This is a genomic window from Salibacterium qingdaonense (genome assembly GCF_900114715.1).
Taxonomy (GTDB): Bacteria; Bacillota; Bacilli; order Bacillales; family Marinococcaceae; genus Salibacterium; species Salibacterium qingdaonense.
In genome coordinates, this window is the sequence record NZ_FOTY01000002.1 from 232465 (window position 1) to 254051 (window position 21587).

The 21587-nt window shown below is 47.6% G+C and carries 20 protein-coding genes, 1 pseudogene and 1 other annotated feature; of the genes and pseudogenes, 16 read left to right on the forward strand and 5 right to left on the reverse strand.

Features of this window, described 5'->3' with window-relative positions; genetic code table 11:
• Positions 1-4: 4 nt before the first annotated feature.
• Both BM058_RS02795 and proB read right to left on the reverse strand, forming a co-directional pair.
• A complete protein-coding gene (locus BM058_RS02795) occupies positions 5-1252 on the reverse strand; it encodes a glutamate-5-semialdehyde dehydrogenase (protein ID WP_090925507.1) in 1248 nt (415 codons plus the stop codon).
• Positions 1249-2373, reverse strand: coding sequence for a glutamate 5-kinase (proB, locus tag BM058_RS02800; RefSeq protein WP_090925508.1), 1125 nt, complete (start codon positions 2371-2373; stop codon positions 1249-1251). The genes BM058_RS02795 and proB overlap by 4 nt, the downstream gene beginning before the upstream one ends.
• Before the next feature lie 54 nt (positions 2374-2427).
• Positions 2428-2655, reverse strand: a binding site (T-box leader).
• Between the two features lie 114 nt (positions 2656-2769).
• Here proB and BM058_RS02805 point away from each other — a divergent pair.
• From BM058_RS02805 to coaD, 5 genes and pseudogenes are all read left to right on the forward strand, one after another.
• Positions 2770-3558 carry an SDR family NAD(P)-dependent oxidoreductase gene (locus BM058_RS02805; RefSeq protein ID WP_090925509.1) on the forward strand — a complete coding sequence of 263 codons (789 nt, stop codon included), beginning with the start codon at positions 2770-2772 and terminating at the stop codon, positions 3556-3558.
• Between the two features lie 66 nt (positions 3559-3624).
• Positions 3625-3900, forward strand: a complete 276-nt coding sequence (locus BM058_RS02810; RefSeq protein ID WP_090925510.1) for a YlbG family protein — start codon at positions 3625-3627, stop codon at positions 3898-3900.
• 217 nt (positions 3901-4117) lie between these two features.
• A complete protein-coding gene (locus BM058_RS02815; protein ID WP_090925511.1) occupies positions 4118-5308 on the forward strand; it encodes an MFS transporter in 1191 nt (396 codons plus the stop codon).
• Positions 5309-5573: 265 nt separating this feature from the next.
• Positions 5574-6131: pseudogene (gene rsmD, locus BM058_RS02820) on the forward strand (16S rRNA (guanine(966)-N(2))-methyltransferase RsmD); the annotation flags it as partial.
• Positions 6132-6144: 13 nt separating this feature from the next.
• The gene (gene coaD, locus BM058_RS02825; RefSeq protein ID WP_090925513.1) at positions 6145-6639 is read left to right on the forward strand and encodes a pantetheine-phosphate adenylyltransferase; all 495 of its coding nucleotides are present in this window, start codon (positions 6145-6147) and stop codon (positions 6637-6639) included.
• A gap of 36 nt (positions 6640-6675) precedes the next feature.
• On the opposite strand, the gene ylbJ is transcribed toward coaD, so the two are convergent.
• Entirely contained in the window at positions 6676-7896 is a 1221-nt protein-coding gene (gene ylbJ / locus BM058_RS02830; RefSeq protein WP_177195401.1) for a sporulation integral membrane protein YlbJ, read from the reverse strand.
• Positions 7897-8090: 194 nt separating this feature from the next.
• Here ylbJ and BM058_RS02835 point away from each other — a divergent pair, with 194 nt between their 5' ends.
• The gene (locus BM058_RS02835; RefSeq protein WP_090925515.1) at positions 8091-9134 is read left to right on the forward strand and encodes a SepM family pheromone-processing serine protease; all 1044 of its coding nucleotides are present in this window, start codon (positions 8091-8093) and stop codon (positions 9132-9134) included.
• A gap of 4 nt (positions 9135-9138) precedes the next feature.
• On the opposite strand, the gene BM058_RS02840 is transcribed toward BM058_RS02835, so the two are convergent.
• The gene (locus BM058_RS02840; RefSeq protein ID WP_177195402.1) at positions 9139-10362 is read right to left on the reverse strand and encodes a nucleotidyltransferase; all 1224 of its coding nucleotides are present in this window, start codon (positions 10360-10362) and stop codon (positions 9139-9141) included.
• A 149-nt stretch (positions 10363-10511) separates the two neighbouring features.
• On the opposite strand from BM058_RS02840, the gene BM058_RS02845 reads away from it, so the two are divergent.
• The 3 genes from BM058_RS02845 to BM058_RS02855 all read left to right on the forward strand — a co-directional run bounded on the left by BM058_RS02845 (position 10512) and on the right by BM058_RS02855 (position 12114).
• The gene (locus tag BM058_RS02845) at positions 10512-11045 is read left to right on the forward strand and encodes a YceD family protein (RefSeq protein ID WP_090925517.1); all 534 of its coding nucleotides are present in this window, start codon (positions 10512-10514) and stop codon (positions 11043-11045) included.
• Between the two features lie 61 nt (positions 11046-11106).
• A complete protein-coding gene (gene rpmF, locus BM058_RS02850; RefSeq protein ID WP_090925518.1) occupies positions 11107-11283 on the forward strand; it encodes a 50S ribosomal protein L32 in 177 nt (58 codons plus the stop codon).
• A gap of 210 nt (positions 11284-11493) precedes the next feature.
• Positions 11494-12114: a hypothetical protein gene (locus tag BM058_RS02855; protein WP_090925519.1), complete on the forward strand. Its 621-nt coding sequence runs from the start codon at positions 11494-11496 to the stop codon at positions 12112-12114.
• Between the two features lie 402 nt (positions 12115-12516).
• On the opposite strand, the gene BM058_RS02860 is transcribed toward BM058_RS02855, so the two are convergent.
• Positions 12517-13026, reverse strand: a complete 510-nt coding sequence (locus BM058_RS02860) for an N-acetyltransferase (protein ID WP_090925520.1) — start codon at positions 13024-13026, stop codon at positions 12517-12519.
• Positions 13027-13214: 188 nt separating this feature from the next.
• Between BM058_RS02860 and BM058_RS02865 the strand changes: the two genes are divergently transcribed.
• From BM058_RS02865 to BM058_RS02895, 7 genes are all read left to right on the forward strand, one after another.
• Positions 13215-13610, forward strand: coding sequence for a DUF3397 domain-containing protein (locus BM058_RS02865; RefSeq protein ID WP_090925521.1), 396 nt, complete (start codon positions 13215-13217; stop codon positions 13608-13610).
• A 61-nt stretch (positions 13611-13671) separates the two neighbouring features.
• Positions 13672-15291, forward strand: coding sequence for a bacillithiol biosynthesis cysteine-adding enzyme BshC (gene bshC / locus BM058_RS02870; protein ID WP_177195403.1), 1620 nt, complete (start codon positions 13672-13674; stop codon positions 15289-15291).
• Positions 15292-15444: 153 nt separating this feature from the next.
• Complete coding sequence (gene mraZ / locus BM058_RS02875; protein ID WP_090925523.1) at positions 15445-15876, forward strand: division/cell wall cluster transcriptional repressor MraZ; 432 nt, start codon at positions 15445-15447, stop codon at positions 15874-15876.
• A 48-nt stretch (positions 15877-15924) separates the two neighbouring features.
• Positions 15925-16863 carry a 16S rRNA (cytosine(1402)-N(4))-methyltransferase RsmH gene (rsmH, locus tag BM058_RS02880; RefSeq protein WP_245736800.1) on the forward strand — a complete coding sequence of 313 codons (939 nt, stop codon included), beginning with the start codon at positions 15925-15927 and terminating at the stop codon, positions 16861-16863.
• 13 nt (positions 16864-16876) lie between these two features.
• Positions 16877-17245 carry a cell division protein FtsL gene (gene ftsL / locus BM058_RS02885; RefSeq protein ID WP_090925525.1) on the forward strand — a complete coding sequence of 123 codons (369 nt, stop codon included), beginning with the start codon at positions 16877-16879 and terminating at the stop codon, positions 17243-17245.
• Between the two features lie 129 nt (positions 17246-17374).
• Positions 17375-19558, forward strand: a complete 2184-nt coding sequence (locus tag BM058_RS02890; protein WP_090925526.1) for a penicillin-binding protein — start codon at positions 17375-17377, stop codon at positions 19556-19558.
• A gap of 80 nt (positions 19559-19638) precedes the next feature.
• Positions 19639-21573: a stage V sporulation protein D gene (locus tag BM058_RS02895; RefSeq protein ID WP_090925527.1), complete on the forward strand. Its 1935-nt coding sequence runs from the start codon at positions 19639-19641 to the stop codon at positions 21571-21573.
• The last annotated feature ends 14 nt before the right edge of the window (positions 21574-21587 follow it).

Consider the following 21587-nt stretch of genomic DNA (forward strand, 5'->3'; position numbering starts at 1 on the left):
CCTCCTATTCCTTAATCTGGCCGGATCCGTCTACAAGATATTTGTAGGACGTTAATGCTTCCAGTCCCATTGGACCGCGGGCGTGGAGTTTTTGTGTGCTGACTCCGATTTCGGCGCCGAAGCCGAATTCAAACCCGTCAGTAAACCTGGTGGAGGCATTGTGATAGAGAACAGCAGCATCAAGTTGATCATAAAAGTACTGTTTATGGTCTGTGTTTTCTGTGATGATGGCTTCGGAATGCCCGGTTCCGTATTGTTTGATATGGGTGACGGCTTCTTCTGGATTTTTGACGATTTTCACAGCGGCGGTCAGGTCGAGAAACTCTTCCTCCCAGTCCTGATTGGAAGCTGGCTTGATGTCCGGATGAAGGGACTGAATATAGTCATCTCCGCGTATTTCGACTCCTTCAGCGTGCAGGGCTTCCACTAATCTTTTTCCGTACCGCTCCGCCCAGTCTTCCTGCACAAGAATCGTTTCGGCAGCGTTACAGACTGATGGGCGGTCTGTTTTGGCGTTTACTGCTATTCGGACAGCCATATCTTCTTCGGCACTTTCGTCAATAAATACATGACAGTTGCCGATGCCGGTTTCAAGTACAGGCACAGAAGACTCCTGTACAACAGTCTGAATAAGTCCGGCACCCCCTCTTGGAATAAGAACGTCGAGACAGTCGTTCATTGTAAAAAGGTCCGATGCCGCTTCTCGGGATGTGTCTTGTGCAAGCTGCACCGTATTCTTTGATATCCCGCGTGAAGCCAGAGCAGCATGAATGGAAGCGACAATCGCTGCGTTGGAAAAGTAGGCTGAAGAACTTCCGCGCAGGAAAGCGGCATTTCCGGTTTTTAAACATAACGCAGCGGCATCTGCGGTAACGTTCGGACGTGCTTCATAGATGATTCCCGCCACACCGAGCGGTACCCGTACTTTTTGAATGTGAAGGTCATTCGGCCGGGTCCACGATTCCATTTTCTGTCCGATTGGATCCGCAAGATCCGCTACCTGGCGGAACCCTTCCGCCATTCCTTTGATTCTTGTTTCAGAAAGGCGGAGACGGTCCATGAGGGCGGTGGAAATCCCGTTTTCTTCCCCGGCCTGCAGATCCTTCTCGTTTTCAGATAGAATAACTGGTATATCCTGCTCCAGCTGTCCGGCCATTGCGCGCAGCAGTTCATTTTTTTCGGTTGTGGTTAAAAGAGCTGCAGCGGCGGAAGCTTCTTTTGCTTTTTTTCCCTGTTCGATCATTATACTCATTGTGATTTTCTCTCCTTTTCTGCCGGAACCCATTCATCCCGGTGAATCACTTCTGCTCTTTTTGTTTCTGTCCATTCTACGGCTTCCTGTGACGACTTTCCTTTGATCCCCATAATTTCAGCGGCGGACATGTTAACCTGTCCTTTGCCGATGAGGTTTCCCCGCTTATCTTTTACTTCCACCACGCCGGCACGTTCAAAACGTCCGTGCACTTCGAGGATTCCCGCCGGGAGAAGGCTTCTTCCTTTTTGAAGGAGGGCCGCCCGCGCGCCGTCGTCTACTATAATTTCGCCTGCCGGCAGGGAATGAAGGGCGAGCCACTGTTTCTTGCTGTTCAGGACAAAACGTCCCGGAAAGCCGATGTAGGTGCCATCCCCTTTTCCGGCGAGAATATCCTGAAACGAAGAAGCTCCCTCCGCTTTTCCGATAAAAGCCCGCAGTCCCAGAGAAAGCCCGATTTTGGCAGCCTGCAGCTTGGATTTCATACCGCCGGTTCCGACTGCGCTGCCGCTGCCTCCCGCCTGCTCAAGCTGTTCATCTTCTATTTCGGATAAAAAGTGATACCGCTTGGCATTGGGGTCCGTGTTTGGATTGGAATCATAAATGCCGTTAATATCGGTGATTATCATCAGACATTCCGCGTGAATGAGCCCGCCGACGAGGGCGGAGAGCATATCATTATCTCCAAACGTCAATTCATCAACAGCGATGGAATCATTCTCATTGATGATCGGCACTACCCCGCGCTGAAGAAGTTCGGTAAGCGTAGAATAGGCGTTCTGATACTGCGATTTATTGGAAAAATTGTCTCTCGTTAAAAGGATCTGACCGGTTTCAATCTGGTAATGTCTGAACGCTTCCGTGTAAGCCTGCATCAACCGGCCCTGTCCGACGGCGGCTGATGCCTGTTTGCCTGCGAGAGTGACCGGACGGGTGGGATATTTAAGTCCCGAGAAACCGGCGGCAACGGCACCGGAAGAGATGATGACAACCTGGTGACCTTCCTGATACAGTGCCGCAGCAGCTTCTACGAATTCCAGCAGTTTGGGCCGGCTCAGCCCACCGCCGGTGCTCGTCAGGGAACTGCTTCCAATTTTTATGACGACTCGTTCTTTCTTCATGGTTATCCTCCGAATGTGTAGTGAAAAGCATAAAAAACTCTTCCATCCTTTAAGCAAAAGGACGGAAGAGTCACTTATCCGCGGTACCACCTTTATTAGACGAACACCTAACGTCCGTCTCTCTCTACCCTTTGATATCGGAAAAGCACCGGCCGGGTTATTTCCCCGGCAGCTCGAGGGCGGGTTCGAAAAACAGGAAATCCCTGCCGGGTTTTCAGCTCTGCCCCGGCTCTCTGTTATGGATACCTGTTTTTTTCTACTATTCCCTTTCACAGCTGTAATATAGTATAGGTTTATTTACGTTTCCTTCATTACCTCTTATTATCTGAAACAACGAATTTGTTTGTCAAGTCAAATGAGTGATAAAGTGAAAGAAAAAGGGTGGAAGGGGGCGGAATGTTGCACGAGCGGATGCAGACGATCATGATTACAGGGGCATCGAGCGGGATAGGGAAGGAACTTGCTGTCCGCGCTGCCAAAAAGGGGCATTATCCATTGTTGATCTCCCGTTCCCGTGAAGAACTCGAAACACTGCAGGACAGACTTCATCAGGAAGGGAAAAAATGTTCGATATATATAGCGGATGTTACGGATGAGCAGTCCTGCAAAGAAGCGGCTGCCGCTGTTATGTCCGAAGTGGATCAGCTGGATGTTGTTATTAACAACGCTGGTGCCGGGGTTTTCGCCGCTGTTGAAGATATTGGCATGGAAGACGCGTCCACCATGTTGAATGTGAATGTTATTGCCCCTTTTTTCATGACGAAACAGGTACTGCCTGAAATGAAGAAACAACGCCGCGGCATCATCATAAATATTGGATCTCAGGCCGGCAGAATGGCTACCCCGAAAACTTCTGTCTATGCCGCTTCAAAACATGCTGTGATTGGATTCAGCAATGCCCTCCGGCAGGAAGTCCGTGATTACGGGATTCACGTCTCTGTTGTCAATACCGGCCCTGTACGTACTCCTTTCATTCAAAAAGCCGACCGCTCGGGACAGTACGAAAAATCGGCGGGTCCCTGGATGCTTACGGCTGACAAAGTCGCTGAACGTGTACTGAAGCTTATCACACGTCCGCGCCGGGAACTGAACATGCCCTGGTGGATGGATATCATATCCCGCCTGTACGGACTCTGTCCGGGGTTGATTGAAAAGGCTGGAAAACGCTGGTTTCAAAAGAAGTGAGGCCGGTTGCCGCCCGGAATCGTTCATGCTATCCTGAAGTATATCAGTAATAAAGGAGGCGGACGAATGCATACACCACGAACCGGAATCGCCGTCTGGCTCCGTTCGACGAAAAATGTACGGCACCTGCGCAGGTACGGCATCGTTTACTATGTGTCCAAACGTTTCAAATATGCTGTGTTATACTGCAATCAAGCGGACGTCGATGAAGTTATACCGAAAATAGAGGCCCTGTCCTTTGTTGAAAAGACCGAAAAATCACGTAAACCGGAAATCCGTACAGAGTTCAGCGGCCCTGTAAAGCCCAAAGAACAGGATTATCATTATAACGCGGGTCTGTAAAAGATGCGGGGCGGCATCACCCTGCCCTAAATGAGAGTGGAACCGGGACAAAAGAAAACAAGCCATTGATCATCCGAATGATAGAACGGGGTGCTGCACGTGAGCATGTTGTTCTTTCGTTCGGATTTTTTGGTTGATTGGAAGTTTTTATTCTCCTTATTTGTTACCTTCCTTTGTTTGTTATAGAATAGCAGGAATAGAAAGAAGGGAATAGGGAATGATCGACTGGAAGAAGAATTTATATATTCTTACGGCTTCGATTTTCATTGTCATGGCTGCGATGACAATGATTGTGCCATTTCTTCCGCTGTATCTGCAGGAACTTGGCATAACCGACCCCGCTGAAGTCAGCACCTGGGCGGGGCTTATTTTCGGTATTAATTTTTTCAGTGCGTTTCTTGTATCCCCTTTATGGGGAAGACTCGCCGACCGGCACGGAAGACGCTTGATGGTGCTGCGCTCCGGCTTTGGGATGGCCGTCGTTATGATATTGATGGGATTTGCCTCCGGCCCGTGGAGTCTCTTTTTCTTCCGGCTCCTGAACGGGACGATATCAGGTTTTAATCCGGCCTCTATTGCTCTTGTTTCCACGAATACGCCAAAAGAGCACGTTGGTCGTGCCTTGGGCATTCTGCAGGCGGGAGCGGTGGCAGGAAGTATCTGCGGCCCGCTTTTTGGAGGCATTATGGCAGAAATCATCGGATTCCGGATGATTTTTAACATTACAGGAGCAGCCATTGCTGTCGCAGCATTAACGGTTTTGTTTTTTGTGAAAGAAGATTTCACGCCGCCGCAGCATGAAGAAAAAACAAGCACTATGCAGGATTTTAAAACCATTGCCGGGATCCGGCCCATCCCCGCGATTTATGCCATTATCTTTGTTATTCAGTTTGGACTTGTCGGAATCAACCCGCTCGTTTCATTATTTGTAGAAGATCTAAGCGGCGGGATGAACAGTGCGTTCTTTGCCGGACTGGCCGTGTCATCAATGGGATTTGCCAATATGCTCGCTTCGCCAAAGCTCGGAAAATGGAGTGACACGAAGGGGCCGCATTATGTGTTGTACGGTTCTTTAATGGGAGCTTTTTTATTCTCCATTCCGCAGGCCTTTGTCACCGAACTGTGGCAGCTTATTGTGATGCGGTTTTTTACAGGACTGTGTCTCGGTGGTCTTCTTCCCGCTGCCAATACGTTAATACGACAGCTGGCCCCGGAAGGCATGGAAAGCAGGACATACGGTTTTTCGAACAGCTTTTTGTTCCTCGGCAACATGCTTGGACCGATGATCGGTGGTGTTATCGCAGGGATCACAGGGATACGAAGCTTGTTTATTATGTCGGCACTGCTTCTTTTCGCCGGTATTATTCTGATGAGAAAACAGGTTGTCCCTGTACTTAACAGCAAATAAAAAAAGGCTGTTCCTCAGGGTAAAGGAACAGCCCGTCCGCACTATATGACGGACTATGGGAGAGGAGAAACCGGAGGAAGAACTTATGGGGAAACGTAAGTCTTCTCCGCGGTTGTCAGCAGCACGGATTCATGCTGCTGTTTGTCATTATGTACGTAATTTTATCAACCTATACATGAATACGGGAAAAAGTATCAAATACTGTTGTTGGAGCGCTTATTATTGTATGGTAGGATAAGTACGATATCGACGAAAGGGATGCGCTGATATGCGGGTTATTTCAGGAAAATATAAAGGAAAGCCGCTCAGAGCGGTGCAGGGAATGAAAACACGGCCTACTTCTGATAAAGTAAAAGAAGCTGTCTTTCAATTGATCGGCCCTTATTTTGAAGGAGGGGCTGTGCTGGATCTTTATGCCGGCACAGGAGGTGTTGGGATAGAAGCGCTGAGCAGGGGACTGAACCAGGCTGTATTTGTGGACAAGCATCCCCGGGCTTTGAAAGTGATCAAGCAGAATCTCCACCAGGCAGGGGTGAAGGAAGAGACAGAAGTGTACCGCAGTGAAGCAGAGCGGGCACTGACTGCGCTCACAAAGCGGCAGCGCTCCTTCGATTATATTTTTATGGACCCGCCTTATGCGGATGATCCTATTCCTGCACTGCTTGGTATTATTTCCGAAGAAAATCTACTGCGGCCAAACGGAATCATCATCTGTGAACATTCCTCCGCTGCAGAGCTTCCCGCACACATCAACCGCTTGGAACAACAGGCCGTCCGGCGGTACGGGGATACCAGCATATCCATCTACCGGACGGCGGAATGAAGGAGGAAAGAAAATGACGGATACCGCAGTTTATCCCGGAAGTTTTGACCCGGTAACAAACGGTCATCTCGATATTATTGAACGTAGTGCCAAAGTCTTTAATAAAGTGGTGGTTGCCGTTTTACATAACCGCAATAAAGAACCGCTTTTCTCGGTCGATGAAAGGATAACGATGCTGAGGGAATCGGTGGAGCATATACCGAATGTGGAAATTGATTCGTTTAACGGCCTGCTCATCGATTATGTGCGGCAAAAGCAGGCGAAGACAATTGTACGAGGGCTCCGGGCGGTATCGGACTTTGAATATGAACTTCAGGCAGCTTCCATTAACCGAAAGCTGGATCCTGAAATTGAAACATTTTTTATGATGACAAACAATCAGTATTCATACCTGAGCTCGAGCATTGTTAAAGAAATTGCAAAATATGAAGCGGATGTCAAAGGGCTCGTTCCATCTCCGGTCGACGAGTATCTGTACGAAAAGTACGGCCCGTTTACCGCTGAATAATAGAGGGCTGTTCCGGCAGAGGAACAGCCTCCTCTATTATTTGTGACCGGGCGTTCGGACCTGATTTTTCCTGAGATGCAGACAAATCAGGTAGAAAAAAAGAATACAGACAGAAGCAGTGCCGCCGAAATGATGGGAGGCACTTAAGCTGTGCTCCCAAAGAGATACGAGTACCGGCTCCTCTATCGGTCCGGTGAAAACAGGCTGGTCGGTTTGGTGCAGATAAAGTGGTTCAAAACTTAGATATGCAATGGCTGCAGCAAGTAATGCATGGAGGCAGCGGGCGGCCAAAAAAGGCAGGTAACGTATGTCCGTCTCCGCCAGAATACCTGCTACCTGTGCGTGTACGGAAAGACCACTGAATCCGAGAATAAACGAAACAACCACCATTTTTTCAAGCAGAGATACAGTATCCAGGCTGCTTGTCAGTCTGCTTCCTGACGTGATTTCAAGAATGCCTGATAAAAGCGGGACCGCCGTTTCACTTCCTATGGAAAAAAGAGAAAGAGCAACTGCCGGGAGAATAGAGAGATAATCGATGACAGCCGTTACCTGAAACATTCGGTAAAGTACGGAAAAAATACAGATGAATCCGCCGATCATGAGCAGGGTGTGCACAGAAGAAATGACGGCGTCTCCCAGCTTTTTTCCGAATGGGCGTCTGTCCTTGTGCTGTTCGTCAAGCAGTGCTTGAAAAGCAGTGCCAAACGAAAAGACAGAAGAGGAAACAGTGCCTTGGTCATGGGAAGCATGAAACCTCATAATAAGACCGACAATAATGTTGGAGCTGTAGTGGGAAAAGGCGAGCAGCAGACCCAGTTCCGGTGTGTGGAAAAAACCTGCTGCAACTGCACCGCCAAGAAACAGCGGGTTGGAAGCATTGGTAAAGCTGACTAAACGCTCGGCTTCCGCTCTTGTTATCTTCCCCTGCTTTCGAAGATCGGCTGTGAACTTTGCTCCTGACGGGAAACCGGTAATAAAACCGGCTGCCCATACGAAACCTCCTGCTCCCGGAACACAAAACAGCGGCCGCATCACAGGGTCAAGCACAACACCCAGAAAGCGGACGACACCAAAGGCGGTTAGAAGCTCAGCGGTAACAAAAAAAGGGAAGAGGGCAGGGAAAACATTCCGCCCCCAGATGAGCAATCCGTTTTTTGATGAATCAAGTACCTCATCAGGGTATAGAATTAAACACAGGGCAAACAAGCAGACAGAAAATGCTGCCGCTGCACGTACTACATGATTTTTTTTCAAACCGATTTCCGCCTCCTGTTCCAATCAGCTGCATGCGTCCGAGTTTGAAGCATCCGCTGCTGTGTTTATCATAAAATATGCGGGGCTCAGGCACAGACTGCAGGGTTGTCCTGTTCTGATTTATATCTATGTAACAAGAAAAGCAGGAAACACCGTTTGAATAAAAAAGATATATGACTAAAGGAGAAACTAGAATGATGAAACAACTCCGCTCCCGGCGCACCTGGATTATTATAATCGTTTTGCTTGCTGTTCTCGCATTAAATCAGATACCTCTGCCGTATTACTATTCCCAGCCTGGAGAGGCTTCCCCTCTTCACGACATGGTTACCGTTTCGAATGGATATGACGAACAGGGAGAATTTTATTTAACAACGATCAGACAGCAGCGGGCTAATATTCCTCTTTATATATGGTCACAGTTATCCGAGTACCGCGATCTCACACCAACAGATCAGTTTCTGCGGGAAGGAGAGACAGATCAAGAATATTTCCACCGTCAGAACAGGTTGATGAACAGTTCCCAGGAAGCCGCTAAAATTGCAGCATACAAACAGGCGGACAAGGAGTATGAAGTAGATTATCAAGGGGTCAAAGTCTCAGAAGTGATTGAGGGGATGGATGCCAAAAACCATCTGCAGGCAGAGGATCTTATTATTGAATGGAATGGAGAAAAGGTGCGCACATTGGAGAAAATGAATAGCAGACTGGAAGGAATGGAAGCTGGAACAGAGGTGACGCTGACAGTGAGGAGGGGAGAAGACACACTGGAAGAAACGATGGAGATATCGGAATTTCCAGAAGATATGACCAGTTCGAGCCGTGCCGGTTTAGGTCTGTTGTATCCCTATACGAAGCGGAACGTCCAGTTTGATCCCAATGTTGAAATCGACGCTGGTTCGATTGGCGGACCTTCCGCAGGCTTAATGTTTTCGCTGGAAATTTACAATCAGCTCACCGAGAATGATCTCACCCGGGGTATTGATGCAGCCGGCACAGGTACAATAGATGATGAAGGGAATGTCGGCCCGATTGGAGGAATATCCGAGAAAATTGTGGCTGCAGAGAATTCCGGTGTGGATGTCTTTTTTGCACCGGACACTGATGCAGCGTCCCCTTCCAATTATGAGCAGGCAAAAAAGACAGCTTCCGACATAAACGCAGACATGACCATCGTGCCCGTTGAGCATATGGAGGATGCGGTTTCTTATCTGAAAAACCTGGAATCCGCATCCTGACAGGTCAGTCTTCGAAAAAAAGCGGGGGTTCTTCATATTCGCGCCGCCATCTTATGGTTCGCTCTGCCGCCGGAAGCGGAAGGTAGTAAGCTGCGGCCGCTTTTTCGTCCAACTTCTGCTGCGGGGTTTTATCTTTGGGCAGAGAGGAAATCATAGGGATGTCTACATGTTTTTTGATTGTATTTAAATAGGCCCTGCCGTTCTTGTTCATCCCGAGAAGACGAATGTGGTCAGCCTCCCCGGTTTCCATGGCAGCAGCGGCTTCGGCTTTAGAAGTTCCGGTGAGCACCTGCGTTGCAAAACGCTGCAGTCTTGTCCACGTATACCGTTTTGTCTTGAAGGCATGCATAAATTCGTGGAACGTGCTGTTTCGTTTCATCACAGACTGCATCCGGTGGTGAAGTCCTTCTTCTGCTTCGTACATTTCTCCAAGCAGCGCCGCCGGCAGAGTCAGTGCTTTCGCCTGCAGGTAAGAAAAATACTTTTCCCATTCATAAAAGGAGGAACCGGAATCCAGATAATTCTTAAGACGGCGGTATACCGGGGCGGGAAGTGTCTGCTCCACTGCTTCTGGTGTACCCCCGTCTTCTGTCAGGCGTCGTCGTATGCTGGTTGCGCTTGAAATGTCCGCTTCTGTAAGGTTGTGGTCATGGTAGCCCGCCGTAACACGCGCAATGGTCTGCAGACTCATCGAACTGCCCAGTTCATTTACGGCTTTAGTGTAAAAATAACCAAGAATATTGTTCGGCTGCGACAAGTCGGGAAGGTGTTTCCCGGGGGCCATATGTTGAAACGCCAGCGAAGCCGCTTTTGGAAAGCTGTAGCCGAGACTGCTGTATTCTTTGATATGGTGTCCGTATTCCGTGCGGCGGGACTGAAGGAAATCCAGGAGATTTAAAAATGGTTCGATTCGGCCGTGCTCACTGCCGAAGCTGACAGTATCCACGCCCAAATGGTTCAGAATCGAAACGGCCCCTCTGGCAAACCACTCCGCATGCTGACTAGAGAAGATATACGGCAGCTCCACGACAAGGTCTGCTCCGCTCTGCAGTGCCATTTCCGTCCGTTCGCGCCTTGGAAGGAGAGCAGGTTCTCCGCGCTGCAGAAAATAGCCGCTCATGACGCAGATAACAACGTCAGCATCAGCAGCTTCCCGGGAAGCCTGAAGATGGTAGTAATGACCATTGTGAAAAGGGTTGTATTCAACAATCAGACCGACAGCTTTCATGCTGCGTACGCTCCTTTTTCCAACCGGTGTAACCATGACAAACCGATGGTAGTTGTTCTTCATTTATTACAGTATAATGTAAAGAGAAAACATTGACAAATAGGTTTATGGTGGATATAATTACTCTTGTTGTCCAGAGGTGATACCCAATGAGATGGAGTATTCAACAACTTTTAGCAAAAAAAGGCGAAGGACTGGAAATCGAATCGACGGCCGATGTCAGTGAACTGATAGACCGGGACAGAGAACTGCGGAATATCAGTCCTGTTCAGGTTTCCGGAAGAGGAGATTTCACAGGGGAAACCGTTACCTTCCATGTCCGTCTGAAAGGATCGATGGTCCTTCCATGTGCCCGCTCGCTTGCTGATGTCAACTACCCGTTCAACATCCTTATGACGGAAAGTTTCCGTCTGGACGGTATGCAGGCTGATGAAGAAGACGTTCACCTGCATGAACCCGAGAATGGTTATGTAGACCTGCTTCCTTATGTTAAAGAAAACATTCTGGTCGAAATCCCGATACAGGTTTTTGCCGAAGATATTGATGAAACCGAATCACCGGCGCCTCCAAACGGGAAAGACTGGGACATTATCACGGAAGACGAAGCAGCGGAAAGAAAAGAAAAGGAAGAAAACGATATCGATCCACGAATGGCCGATTTAGCCAAGTATTTTGACAAATAAAAATCAGGTGAAGGCATTCGTTCTAAATGAAAACTGAAATACCTAAAAGGAGGTGTGACTGATGGCAGTACAACCAAGACGTTCTTCCAGTACTCGTAAGAATAAACGCCGCACGCACAAAAAACTAACCATAAAAGGTATGGTGGAGTGCCAGGATTGTGGAGAAATGAAATTATCGCACCGTGTCTGCAGAAACTGCGGTTCCTATAAAGGAGAAACCGTGGTGGAAAAGAACTAATAATGGTGTAGAGAAGCTGTTTTACCGAAAGTTTTTTCGGTAAAACAGCTTTTTTAGTATCTCTGACATGTAAAATCTGTGACTGTGAAATCCTCTTTTCCGTCCTCCAGGAATAAAAAGAGGCAGACTGGGATATAATCGTTTGATAGAACGATTCTATCTTTCAGATGCTGTTCATAGAAATGAATCAAAAGAACGGAGGGATGAAAAATGACGGGGTTCCGGCAGGACGCGTGGTCCACGGATGAAGATATTATGCTCGCAGAAATTGTGCTGCGGCACGTCAGAGAAGGAAGCACCCAGTTGTCGGCTTTTCAGGAAGCAGCAGAAAAATTATCCCGCACCGCTGCAGCGTGTGGATTCAGATGGAACGCATGTATCCGTAAAAAATATGAAAAGGCAGTAGAACTGGCGAAAATGAGACGCACTGGAAATGATGAAGAGGAAGAAGAAAACGTTAGGGATGTGGAACACCCACCTGCACAGGAAAGAAAACCGGATGTGCAGGAACCGGTAAAACCGGCGGCAGCAGAAAATGATGAAGAAGGGATAAAACAGCAGCTGCAGGAAACCATTTCTTTTCTGAAAGGTTTGTCTTATGTGCTGGAGGACCGCGGGGATAATGGGAAAGAACTGGCCGAAAAGAAAGAAGCCATGGAGGCGGAGAATAAAAAGCTCGAAGAGGAACTCGAGCGGACCAAACAGGACTTTATGAAACTCCGGCATGATTATAAAGCGCTCATGGATGTAATGGATAAAGCAAGAGCACTCTCAGAAGGTTCCCTTTCCTCCCTGACCGAAGACAAAGACAATGTAGAAGAAACCAGCTGATAAAACGAAACATGAAGCATTACCAGAAATAAAAAGGAGCTGTATCAAAAGATGCAGCTCCTTTTCTGTAATATAGAAAATTCACCCCAGGCAGAAGCGGAAGGCGGCGACGCCATTTCAGCAGTTCGCCGGCTAAAACCGGTCACGTCCTGTGACCATCGCCGGCACTAGAACATCCTGTTCGTCGAAGCAGCAGCCGAAGATCCTATCAAACGGCGGTTTTACCGTTTGATGTAGCTGAGGCGCTGCCCGCGGCAAAGAAGACACGGTGAGCCCCGGCGAACCGATGTCGCCCTTGTGCTCTGGAGTGCAAGCGTCCGCCTGCAGCGGATGCCTTAACGTTTAACGGCTTTTGATACAACCCCTTTTTATTTATTGATGGTTTTGTCCCAACTCTTCTTCTTATTCCGGAGGGGTCATATCCGACTGAACGGGTGATTGTTCCTGTGGTTCCACCCCTTCTGGATACCATACATAAGGATTTTCACCACGGTCCCGTTCAGGGTTATACGTGACATTTTCAAAACCCATCTTCTCCCAGAAATAGTCAGAACGCTGTCGGGCGTTTGTTTTGACCGGGAGATTAAACGATTTTGCATAGTTGACAAGTGCTTCACCGAACCCGCGGCCGCGGTATGGCTCGAGAACTTCCAGTTTCCAAAGTTCCAGGTAGTTTTGCGGTGGTTCAAAATAAAAATCAAATTTGGCGTCTATTTTATATAAGCACATACGTGCCACCAGACGGTCTCCATAATATATGCCGTAGAAAGGAGATTCGCTGTCATTTTCAATAATATTCTCCTGCAGTTCTTCTTTCATGGAAAGTTCCTGAACGCCGACTTCCTTGAAATTCTGAAATTCTTCAAGGGTCTTAAAATTAACAAGCAGTCGTTTTATTTCCGGTTGTGTCATGTTCATCCTCCCTTATAAAACGGTTTCCCTCCATTTTACTATAAAACAGGTCTGTTTTGGGGGTGGATGTTATGTGATGGGAATAGGCGTAATTCTTTTAATATTCAAATAGAATTAGATATTGCCAACCTTCGTTAAATTTTATATGCTGGCAAAGAACGTATTTACATACAGAGAAAGTTGGAAGAATGTTGACAGATGTATTGGTTGCAATTGGGACAGTGCTTCTCGCTTTTCCGCCGGCAGTATGGTATCTCCTTTATATCATTATCGTCAAAACTACTAAAAATAAGGGAAAGGCACTCCGCAGTGCATCGGACACTACAGCAGTACTCTTCATTGCAGGGGTGGGTCTTCTTTTACATGAAATGACGGGTGATTCGTACTTATGGCTGCTGCTCATCATTGTACTGCTTACAGCGGTTGTTTTTACTGTTATTCATTACAGAACCAGACATGATATTGAATTTAAACGTCTGGTGAAAGGAATATGGCGCTTTACCTTCTTTCTTTTTCTGATTGTTTACCTCCTCCTTTGTGTGTATTCATGGGGGAGCGGTCTGCTTTCTACTTTCCTTGACTGAAAGAACATGATAGTCTGAACATCAGAAAAGTATGATGCGGCACTGGAAAGGTTGGAACACAATGCAGGCAGAAACAGTCCCCTCATTTCATCGAACATCCTTCGTGGAAGATTACATAAAACAGGAGGACCGTGCTCTTTCTTTTTTTGATTACGGTCTGTCGGATGAAGACATAGAGAAGCGTGTGAAAGAAGTGACCTCCAAAAGCTTTCAACGCACAGAACTGTACAACGTTCTTTATACATACAACCAAAAGCATTCCTGCAGCCGCTCCACCTTGGAGCAGCTCAAGAAAATGAAAGATCCGGAGTCTTCTGTCGTAATCACCGGACAGCAGGCAGGACTTCTTACAGGACCGCTTTATACAATATTTAAGGCTGTAACAGTATTGAAAGAAGCAGAAGAAAAGGAAAAACAGATAAAGAAACCGGTGCTTCCAGTGTTTTGGATAGCCGGAGAAGATCATGACTGGGAAGAAGTCAACCACATTTATCTTCCCGGTGAAACCGCCCCGAGCAAAATCACGTATCAGGGAGAAGTAAAGCCAGGACACCCGGTTTCTGAACAGAAATTGGAGACAGCAGCATTTGAGGCGTGGTGGCAAGAAGTTTCCAAGGTTCTCCACGAAACACCACACACCAAAGAGTTATATGAAAGCTTCAAAGAAATAGCCGGGCGATCTGACTCTGTATCGGATTTTTTTGCAGAAGTGATGCACTGGCTTTTCAGCGGAAGCGGCTTGATTTTAATGGATGCCTCCGACCAGGGGATCCGGAATCTGGAGTCTACCATGTTTCAACAGCTTGTTAATGAACATGAAGTGGTGGAACAGGCTTTGAAACAGGGGTTGAAGAACCGGGGAGAAACAGCATATGGACGACCGGACGGCTTTCAGGAAAACAGCTCCCATTTTTTCTATCACGACCCGAACCGCATCCTTCTCTATAAAGAAGGAGTCGATGATTTCTCTGATAAAAACGGGCGTGTTCATTTTTCATCAGCCTTCCTCAAAGAAGAGGCGGCCCGCCACCCGGAGAAATTCAGCACGGATGCTCTGACCAGACCGCTGATTCAGGATATGCTCCTGCCGGTCCTTGCTTATGTGGGAGGGCCGGGTGAGATCAATTACTGGTCGGTGCTGCAGCCGCTTTTTCATCAGTTCAGCCGGTTTGTTCCTCCGGTCATCGCCCGGGTGGAGGGAACCATTGTTCCACGGAATGTGCAGTCAGCACTGAACAGGGAACATCTCTTTGCTGAGGATCTTCTCCGACATGGTCCAAAAGCCTATGTGACGCAGATTCGACAGAATGCCGTCGCCATTGACGGTACTGTTCTTGGGGAAGAACTACTGCAAAACATCCGGCCTTATCATGACCGGATGAGATCGGCCTGGGAAACAATCGCTCCCTCCGAGGAGAGCTATGGAGAGAAAAACTGGAACATTATCGAGCAGGAAATCAAGGCGTTTGCAGGACGGATTAACCGGTATCAGGAGGAACAGGAAGAAGAACGAATGAAGCGGATAAACAGAGCCGGGAGGCTTCTTCTTCCTTTCGAACGTCCACAGGAAAGGGTATATAATATTTTGTTTTTCTTGAATGAGTACGGCAGTCATTTCGCGCTGGATATCATGCAGGCTCTCCAGTTGAGCAATGAACGCCATCATTTAATAAACTTGTAAAAAATAAGAATAATCATGCGCCCTGCGGCGGATTTTTGTCCCCTTCATAAAGAAGGGGATTTTTTTGTCGGCAAAAAATTTTGAAACAGCCGTGGTATAAAGTGGGGGAATGTGGTACGTTATAGTTAGAAAGTGGAGGGAGATGGATGTTCAATGTTTATGGGAGAACATCATCATAATGTGGATGACAAAGGAAGAATGATTATCCCCTCCCGCTTTAGAGACGGGCTTGGAGAGACGTTTGTCATGACCAGGGGGATGGATGAATGTCTGTTTATCTACCCTATGGAAGAGTGGGAACGTCTGGAGAGTCGTCTGAAGTCCCTTCCTTTCACGAAAAAAGATGCCAGAGCCTTTACTCGTTTCTTTTTTTCCGGAGCAGCGGAATGTGAACTGGATAAACAGGGGAGGGTGAGCATCCCTTCCACGCTGCGCCGCTATGCAGGCATTCAAAAAGAGTGTGTTGTAATCGGCGTTTCCACGAGGGTGGAAGTCTGGAGTCGGGAGAAATGGGAAGTTTACTTTGAAGAGTCACGTGAATCATTCTCGGACATTGCAGAAAACATTGTAGATTTTGATTTTTAAAATAAAGAAATGAATGTTTCATCAGCCTGTAAAGAAAGGAGGGAGATTTTGGGAGCATTTCGTCATGACACTGTACTGCTTGAAGAAGCTGTGGACGGGCTTGCTGTGAAAACGACCGGGGTTTATGCCGACTGCACGCTTGGCGCCGGCGGACATAGTGAACGTATCGCATCCAGGCTTGGAGAACATGGACGTTTGTATGCTTTTGAACAGGATGCAACGGCTCTGGATCATGCAGCAGAAAGACTTTCTCCTTATGAAGACCGCATCACATATATCCATGATAATTTCAACGCTCTTCCGACTGCGTTGGAAAAAGAAGGTGTCCATGGTGTGGACGGCATATTATTTGATCTTGGTGTTTCTTCTCCTCAGTTTGATGAACCGGAAAGAGGATTCAGCTATCGTTTTGATGCACCTCTGGATATGAGGATGGACAAGCGCATCGAACGGACCGCTGCTGTCATCATAAATGAATGGAGTTTTCAGAAACTCCACGAAATCATTGCCAAGTATGGTGAAGAAAAGTTTGCCAAGCAGATTGCCCGCAAAATCGAAGAAAGACGGAAAAGAGCACCGATAAACACGACGTTTGAATTAAATGAATGTATTAAAGAGGGAATCCCGGCACCGGCCCGGAGAACGGGCGGCCATCCTTCCAAACGGACCTTTCAGGCCCTGCGGATTGCGGTAAATGATGAACTCGACGTATTTGAAACAACTCTTCGTTATGCGTGTGACCTTCTGCACCCCGGAGGGAGATTATGCGTGATTACCTTTCACTCGCTGGAAGACAAAATCTGCAAAAGAATATTAAAGGAAAAGAGCACCATACCGGATCTCCCGAAAGGTCTTCCGGTTGTTCCGGAAGGAATGGAACCGGAAATGGAATTGGTCACAAAAAAACCAATCACCGCGGATGAACAGGAACTGAACGAGAACCACCGAGCCCATTCAGCAAAACTGCGGATTGCAGAGAAAAAGTAGAGGGGGGATTCTGATGGATAATCTGGCCCGGAAGATGCAGAGACAGCAGCAGACAGAAAGAACGGTACATAGAGAAATGAAGACTCATCATGTTCCAGGCAGAGTCACAAAAGGTGAAAAGGTGATTGTCATGGCTATGCTGGCAGCGTTTATTGCCGGCTGCCTGATTCTTGTCTCAAATTATGCAGGGATATACGGGCAGCAGCAGGAGATTGCCAACCTGAACCAGTCAATAAGCCAGCAGACAGAAACAAATCAAAGCCTGGAGCAGGAGGTATCCGAATTAAGTGCCCCTGAACGGATTATGCATTACGCCAAAGATGAACTTGGAATGGAACTGGACGATAAGCAGGTGCAGGTCATTCAGGGTTCCGGATCCTGATGGGATCTTGTATGAAAAAGGGGGGAAGGCCCGGAGCCGGCCTCCCTTATCGTGTGTACAAAGCCGTACCGTTGAAGTGAAATTCCCATCAGCATTTACCGCTGAGACCGGGATGAAAGTGGTGAAACAATGAACAATCAACGAAAAAGAATGATGATGCGGGCTTTCATCCTGCTGGGAGGCGTTGTTGTTTTTTTTCTCGTATTTACAGGACGCATTGTTTACGTTCAAGTGAATAAAGAAGTGGGTGGGGAAAACCTCGCTCAGATGGCGGAATCACGCTGGACGACAAGCCAAACGCTGGAAGGAGAGCGGGGCACCATCTATGACCGGGACGGGGAGCCGCTCGCAGAAGAAGTACAGTCATATACAGCGTTTGCTATATTGGACGAAGAGTACGAAAAACACGTAAAGAATGTTGAAAAAACGGCAGAAAAGCTTGCTCCCTTGATTGGGCTGGAGATCACAGAGCTTGAGAATATGCTGGAAAAAGGGAAAGAAGAAGGGAAATTTCAGATTGAACTTGGGTCGGATTCCAAGTATTTAAGCCTGTCGAAAAAACAGGAAATTGAGCAGCTCAATCTGGAAGGTATCCATTTCCGCAAAGAACCGAAACGCTATTACCCGAATCAAACGTTTGCTTCTCACATACTGGGTTACACCGAACGTGACATGAGTGAAGCCAAAATGGGACTGGAGCTGGAACTCAATGACGCATTGAGTTCTTCAGATGGATCCGTCTCCTACCAACAGAACCGTAAAGGTATTCCGTTGTGGAATATGGAAGAAACAGTGAAAGAGCCAAGGGACGGGGAAGATGTTCATCTGACGATTGATTCCAATATTCAGACCGTACTGGAACAGGCTATGAGCAAGGTGAATGAAAAGTACAGTCCAAATAAAATGACAGCTGTGGTTGCCAACGCTGAAACAGGAAAAATTCTCGGTATGGGAAACCGTCCCAGTTTCAACCCGAATAAGTATGAGTCCATCACCAATTACACGAATTACGCTGTCTCTGATCGGTTTGAACCAGGATCCACAATGAAAATGTTCACTCTTGCCGCAGCACTGGAGGAAGGTGTTTATGACGGCAGTGAAACGTATCAATCCGGTACCTATAGTGTTGCTTCGGAGACCATTAATGATCACAACAATGGCGAAGGCTGGGGAACTATTACGTATGATGAAGGGTTCCGGCGTTCCTCCAACGTTGCGTTTGCCAAAGTGGCACTCGAAAAACTCGGACCTGAAACATTCTTTCAGTATATGAACGATTTTGGTTTCTCCGAGCCTACAGGCATTGATCTTCCCAATGAAGCGGACAGTCTGCTGGCAGAACCGAATGAACTCAATACCGCCATCACTGGTTTTGGACAATCCAGCTCTGTAACACCGATTCAGCAGGTTCAGGCGGCGACCGCTGTTGCCAACGACGGCACGATGATGAAACCCTTTATTGTAAAAAACATGTATAATCAGACAGAAGAAGAGTACTCCTACGAAGCTGTTCCGGAAGCCGCCGGTACTCCGATCAGCGAATCGACCGCGGCGCAAGTGAGAAAACGAATGAGACAGGTGGTTGCTTCTGAAGAAGGAACAGGACAGCCTTTTCAGATTGACGGTATTAATGTTGCAGGAAAAACCGGTACCGCTCAGATTAACGATCCTAATGGCCCCGGTTATTTAAGCGGTCAGGATAAGAATATTTTTTCATTTATAGGTATGGCTCCTGCAGACGACCCGAGCATTATCGTTTATGTGTCTGTAGACCGCCCGGATCTTGAACCGACAGAAGCAGGGTCGGCTCCTGTGTCCCAGATATTTAATCCTGTCATGAAACAGAGCCTGTCTTACCTGAACTTGACACCTGAAGATGTGGAAGAAGAAAAAGTATATGAAGAAGACGGAATGAAGGCAAAAAGTTACAGCGGGGAATCGGTGAATCATGCGGCATCCCGTCTGGAAAAAAATAATTTGAAGCCTGTCATTATTGGAAACGGAAATACGGTGAAAAGTCAATATCCCGAGCAGGGAGAGCCTCTTATTATAGGCAGCAAAGTATTTCTCAAGACGGATGGTAAAGCAGAAATGCCTGATATCAGCGGGTGGTCACTGCGGGATGTGAAGCGGATCAGTATGTTTGCAGGTCTGGAACTTGATCACATTGGATCTGGTTATGTAACCCAGCAGAGCATTGAACCGGGAGCAGAGATTCAGGACGGAGGCTATTTAACAGTGGAGCTGAAAAAAGACCCCGAACAGGAGGAGAGCGGAAGCAGCGGGGAAGAAGACCGGCAGCAGAGGGAATGAGGAAGACATGCTGTTCTGAAAGCCGAAGAACCAACATAAGCTGATAATACATATCAGAATCTTATGGTGGTGGATCGGACATGCGCGTATCGTTTGTTACAGTACGAAAACGTCTTTTCTTTATACTCGCAGCGGGGGCAGCGGCAGTCGTTATTCTTTTGCTCAGGCTTGCTTTTGTACAGTTTTCCATGGGAGAGCGTCTCACGGAGTTTGCACAGGATTCCTGGAGCAGGGACATCCCGTTTGAAGCGGAGCGCGGGGATATCCTTGACCGCAACAAAGAGATGCTTGCGGGCAATATCAGTGCCCCTTCTGTTCTGGCGGCTCCTAAACAGATAGAAGAACCGGAGCATGCTGCTGCAAAACTCGCAGAAGTACTTGGAGCTCCTGAAAAGAAAGTACAGGAGTGGCTCACTGAAAATCAGTCGCTTGTACGTCTTTCCCCGGAAGGCCGTAAAATCAGCATGGAGAAAGCATCAAAGGTGCGGAGTCTCGGCATTGAAGGCATTTATATTGCTGAAGACAGCCGCCGTCACTATCCAAAAGGATCGTATCTATCCCATGTTCTTGGGTTTGCCGGTATTGATAATCAGGGGCTGACTGGACTGGAGCAGTATTATGATGAGAACCTGAGCGGCGAAGCGGGAAACGTTTCCTTCTTTTCGGATGCGAAAGGAAGGAAACTGGAAGATATGGCGGAAGTCTATGAGAAACCGAATCCGGGAAAAGATCTGATGCTTACCATTGATGCTGATGTTCAGTCTATTATCGAGCGCGAGCTTGATGCTGCAGAAGCTGTCTATCAACCTGACGGGGCTCTTGCTATCGCGATGGACCCCGATTCCGGTGAAATACTCGGAATGAGCAGCAGACCCGATTTTAACCCGGAAAATTTCCGGGATGTTCCCCCGGAAGTGTATAACCAGAATAAGCCGGTCTGGTCCCAGTATGAACCCGGTTCAACGTTTAAAATTATAACACTGGCCGCTGCTCTGGAAGAAAATAAAGTGGATTTAAAGAATGACCATTTCCATGATCCGGGGTACATCGAAGTAAGTGGTACGAAACTCCACTGCTGGAAAAAAGGCGGACACGGAGAACAGACATACCTTGAAGTCGTGCAGAACTCCTGTAACCCGGGATTTGTAGCAATGGGTGAAAAACTCGGAAAAGACGTTTTATTTGACTACATTGACCGTTTTGGTTTTGGAAAAGAAACGGGCATCGATCTGCAGGGGGAAGGCACAGGTATCCTGTTTGACCGGGAAAACGTCGGGCCTCTTGAACTTGCCACAACATCATTCGGGCAGGGCGTCTCGGTTACCCCGATACAACAGGTCACCGCGGTGGCGGCTGCGGTTAATGGAGGGGACCTCTACCGTCCATATATCGGAAAAGAGTGGCTGGATCCCGAATCCGGAAAAGTAATTTCTGCCAGGACACCGGAAATAAAAGAACAGGTTATTTCCGAGGAAACATCCCAAAAAGTCCGCAACGCGCTTGAACATGTCGTGGCTAAGGGAACCGGGCGTGGTGCTTTCGTCGACGGCTATCGTATAGGAGGAAAAACCGGGACAGCTCAAAAAGCGGTAGATGGAAAGTATCTAGAGAACAACCATATTGTTTCTTTCATTGGCTTTGCCCCTGCTGACGACCCTGAAATCGTTGTATATACAGCTATCGACAATCCTAAAGACACCCTTCAGTTCGGCGGAGTTGTGGCGGCTCCGATTGTCGGCACCATTATATCTGACAGCTTATCTGCCATGGGAGTGGAAAAACGGACGGAACAGATAGAAAAAGAGAAGCAGTGGGATGATGAAACGCTTGTGGAGACACCGGATGTGACCGGTAAATCATTAAAAGAACTGCACGAGGCGTATTATCCTTTCCGGATTGAAAAAGAAGGAGAGGGAACCATGGTTGCAGCACAATCACCACAGCCGGGAGAAAAAATCAAAGAAGGCGGCGTTATCCGGCTTTATCTGGATGACAAATCGACAGCTTCCGATTAGAATAGATAAGGTGC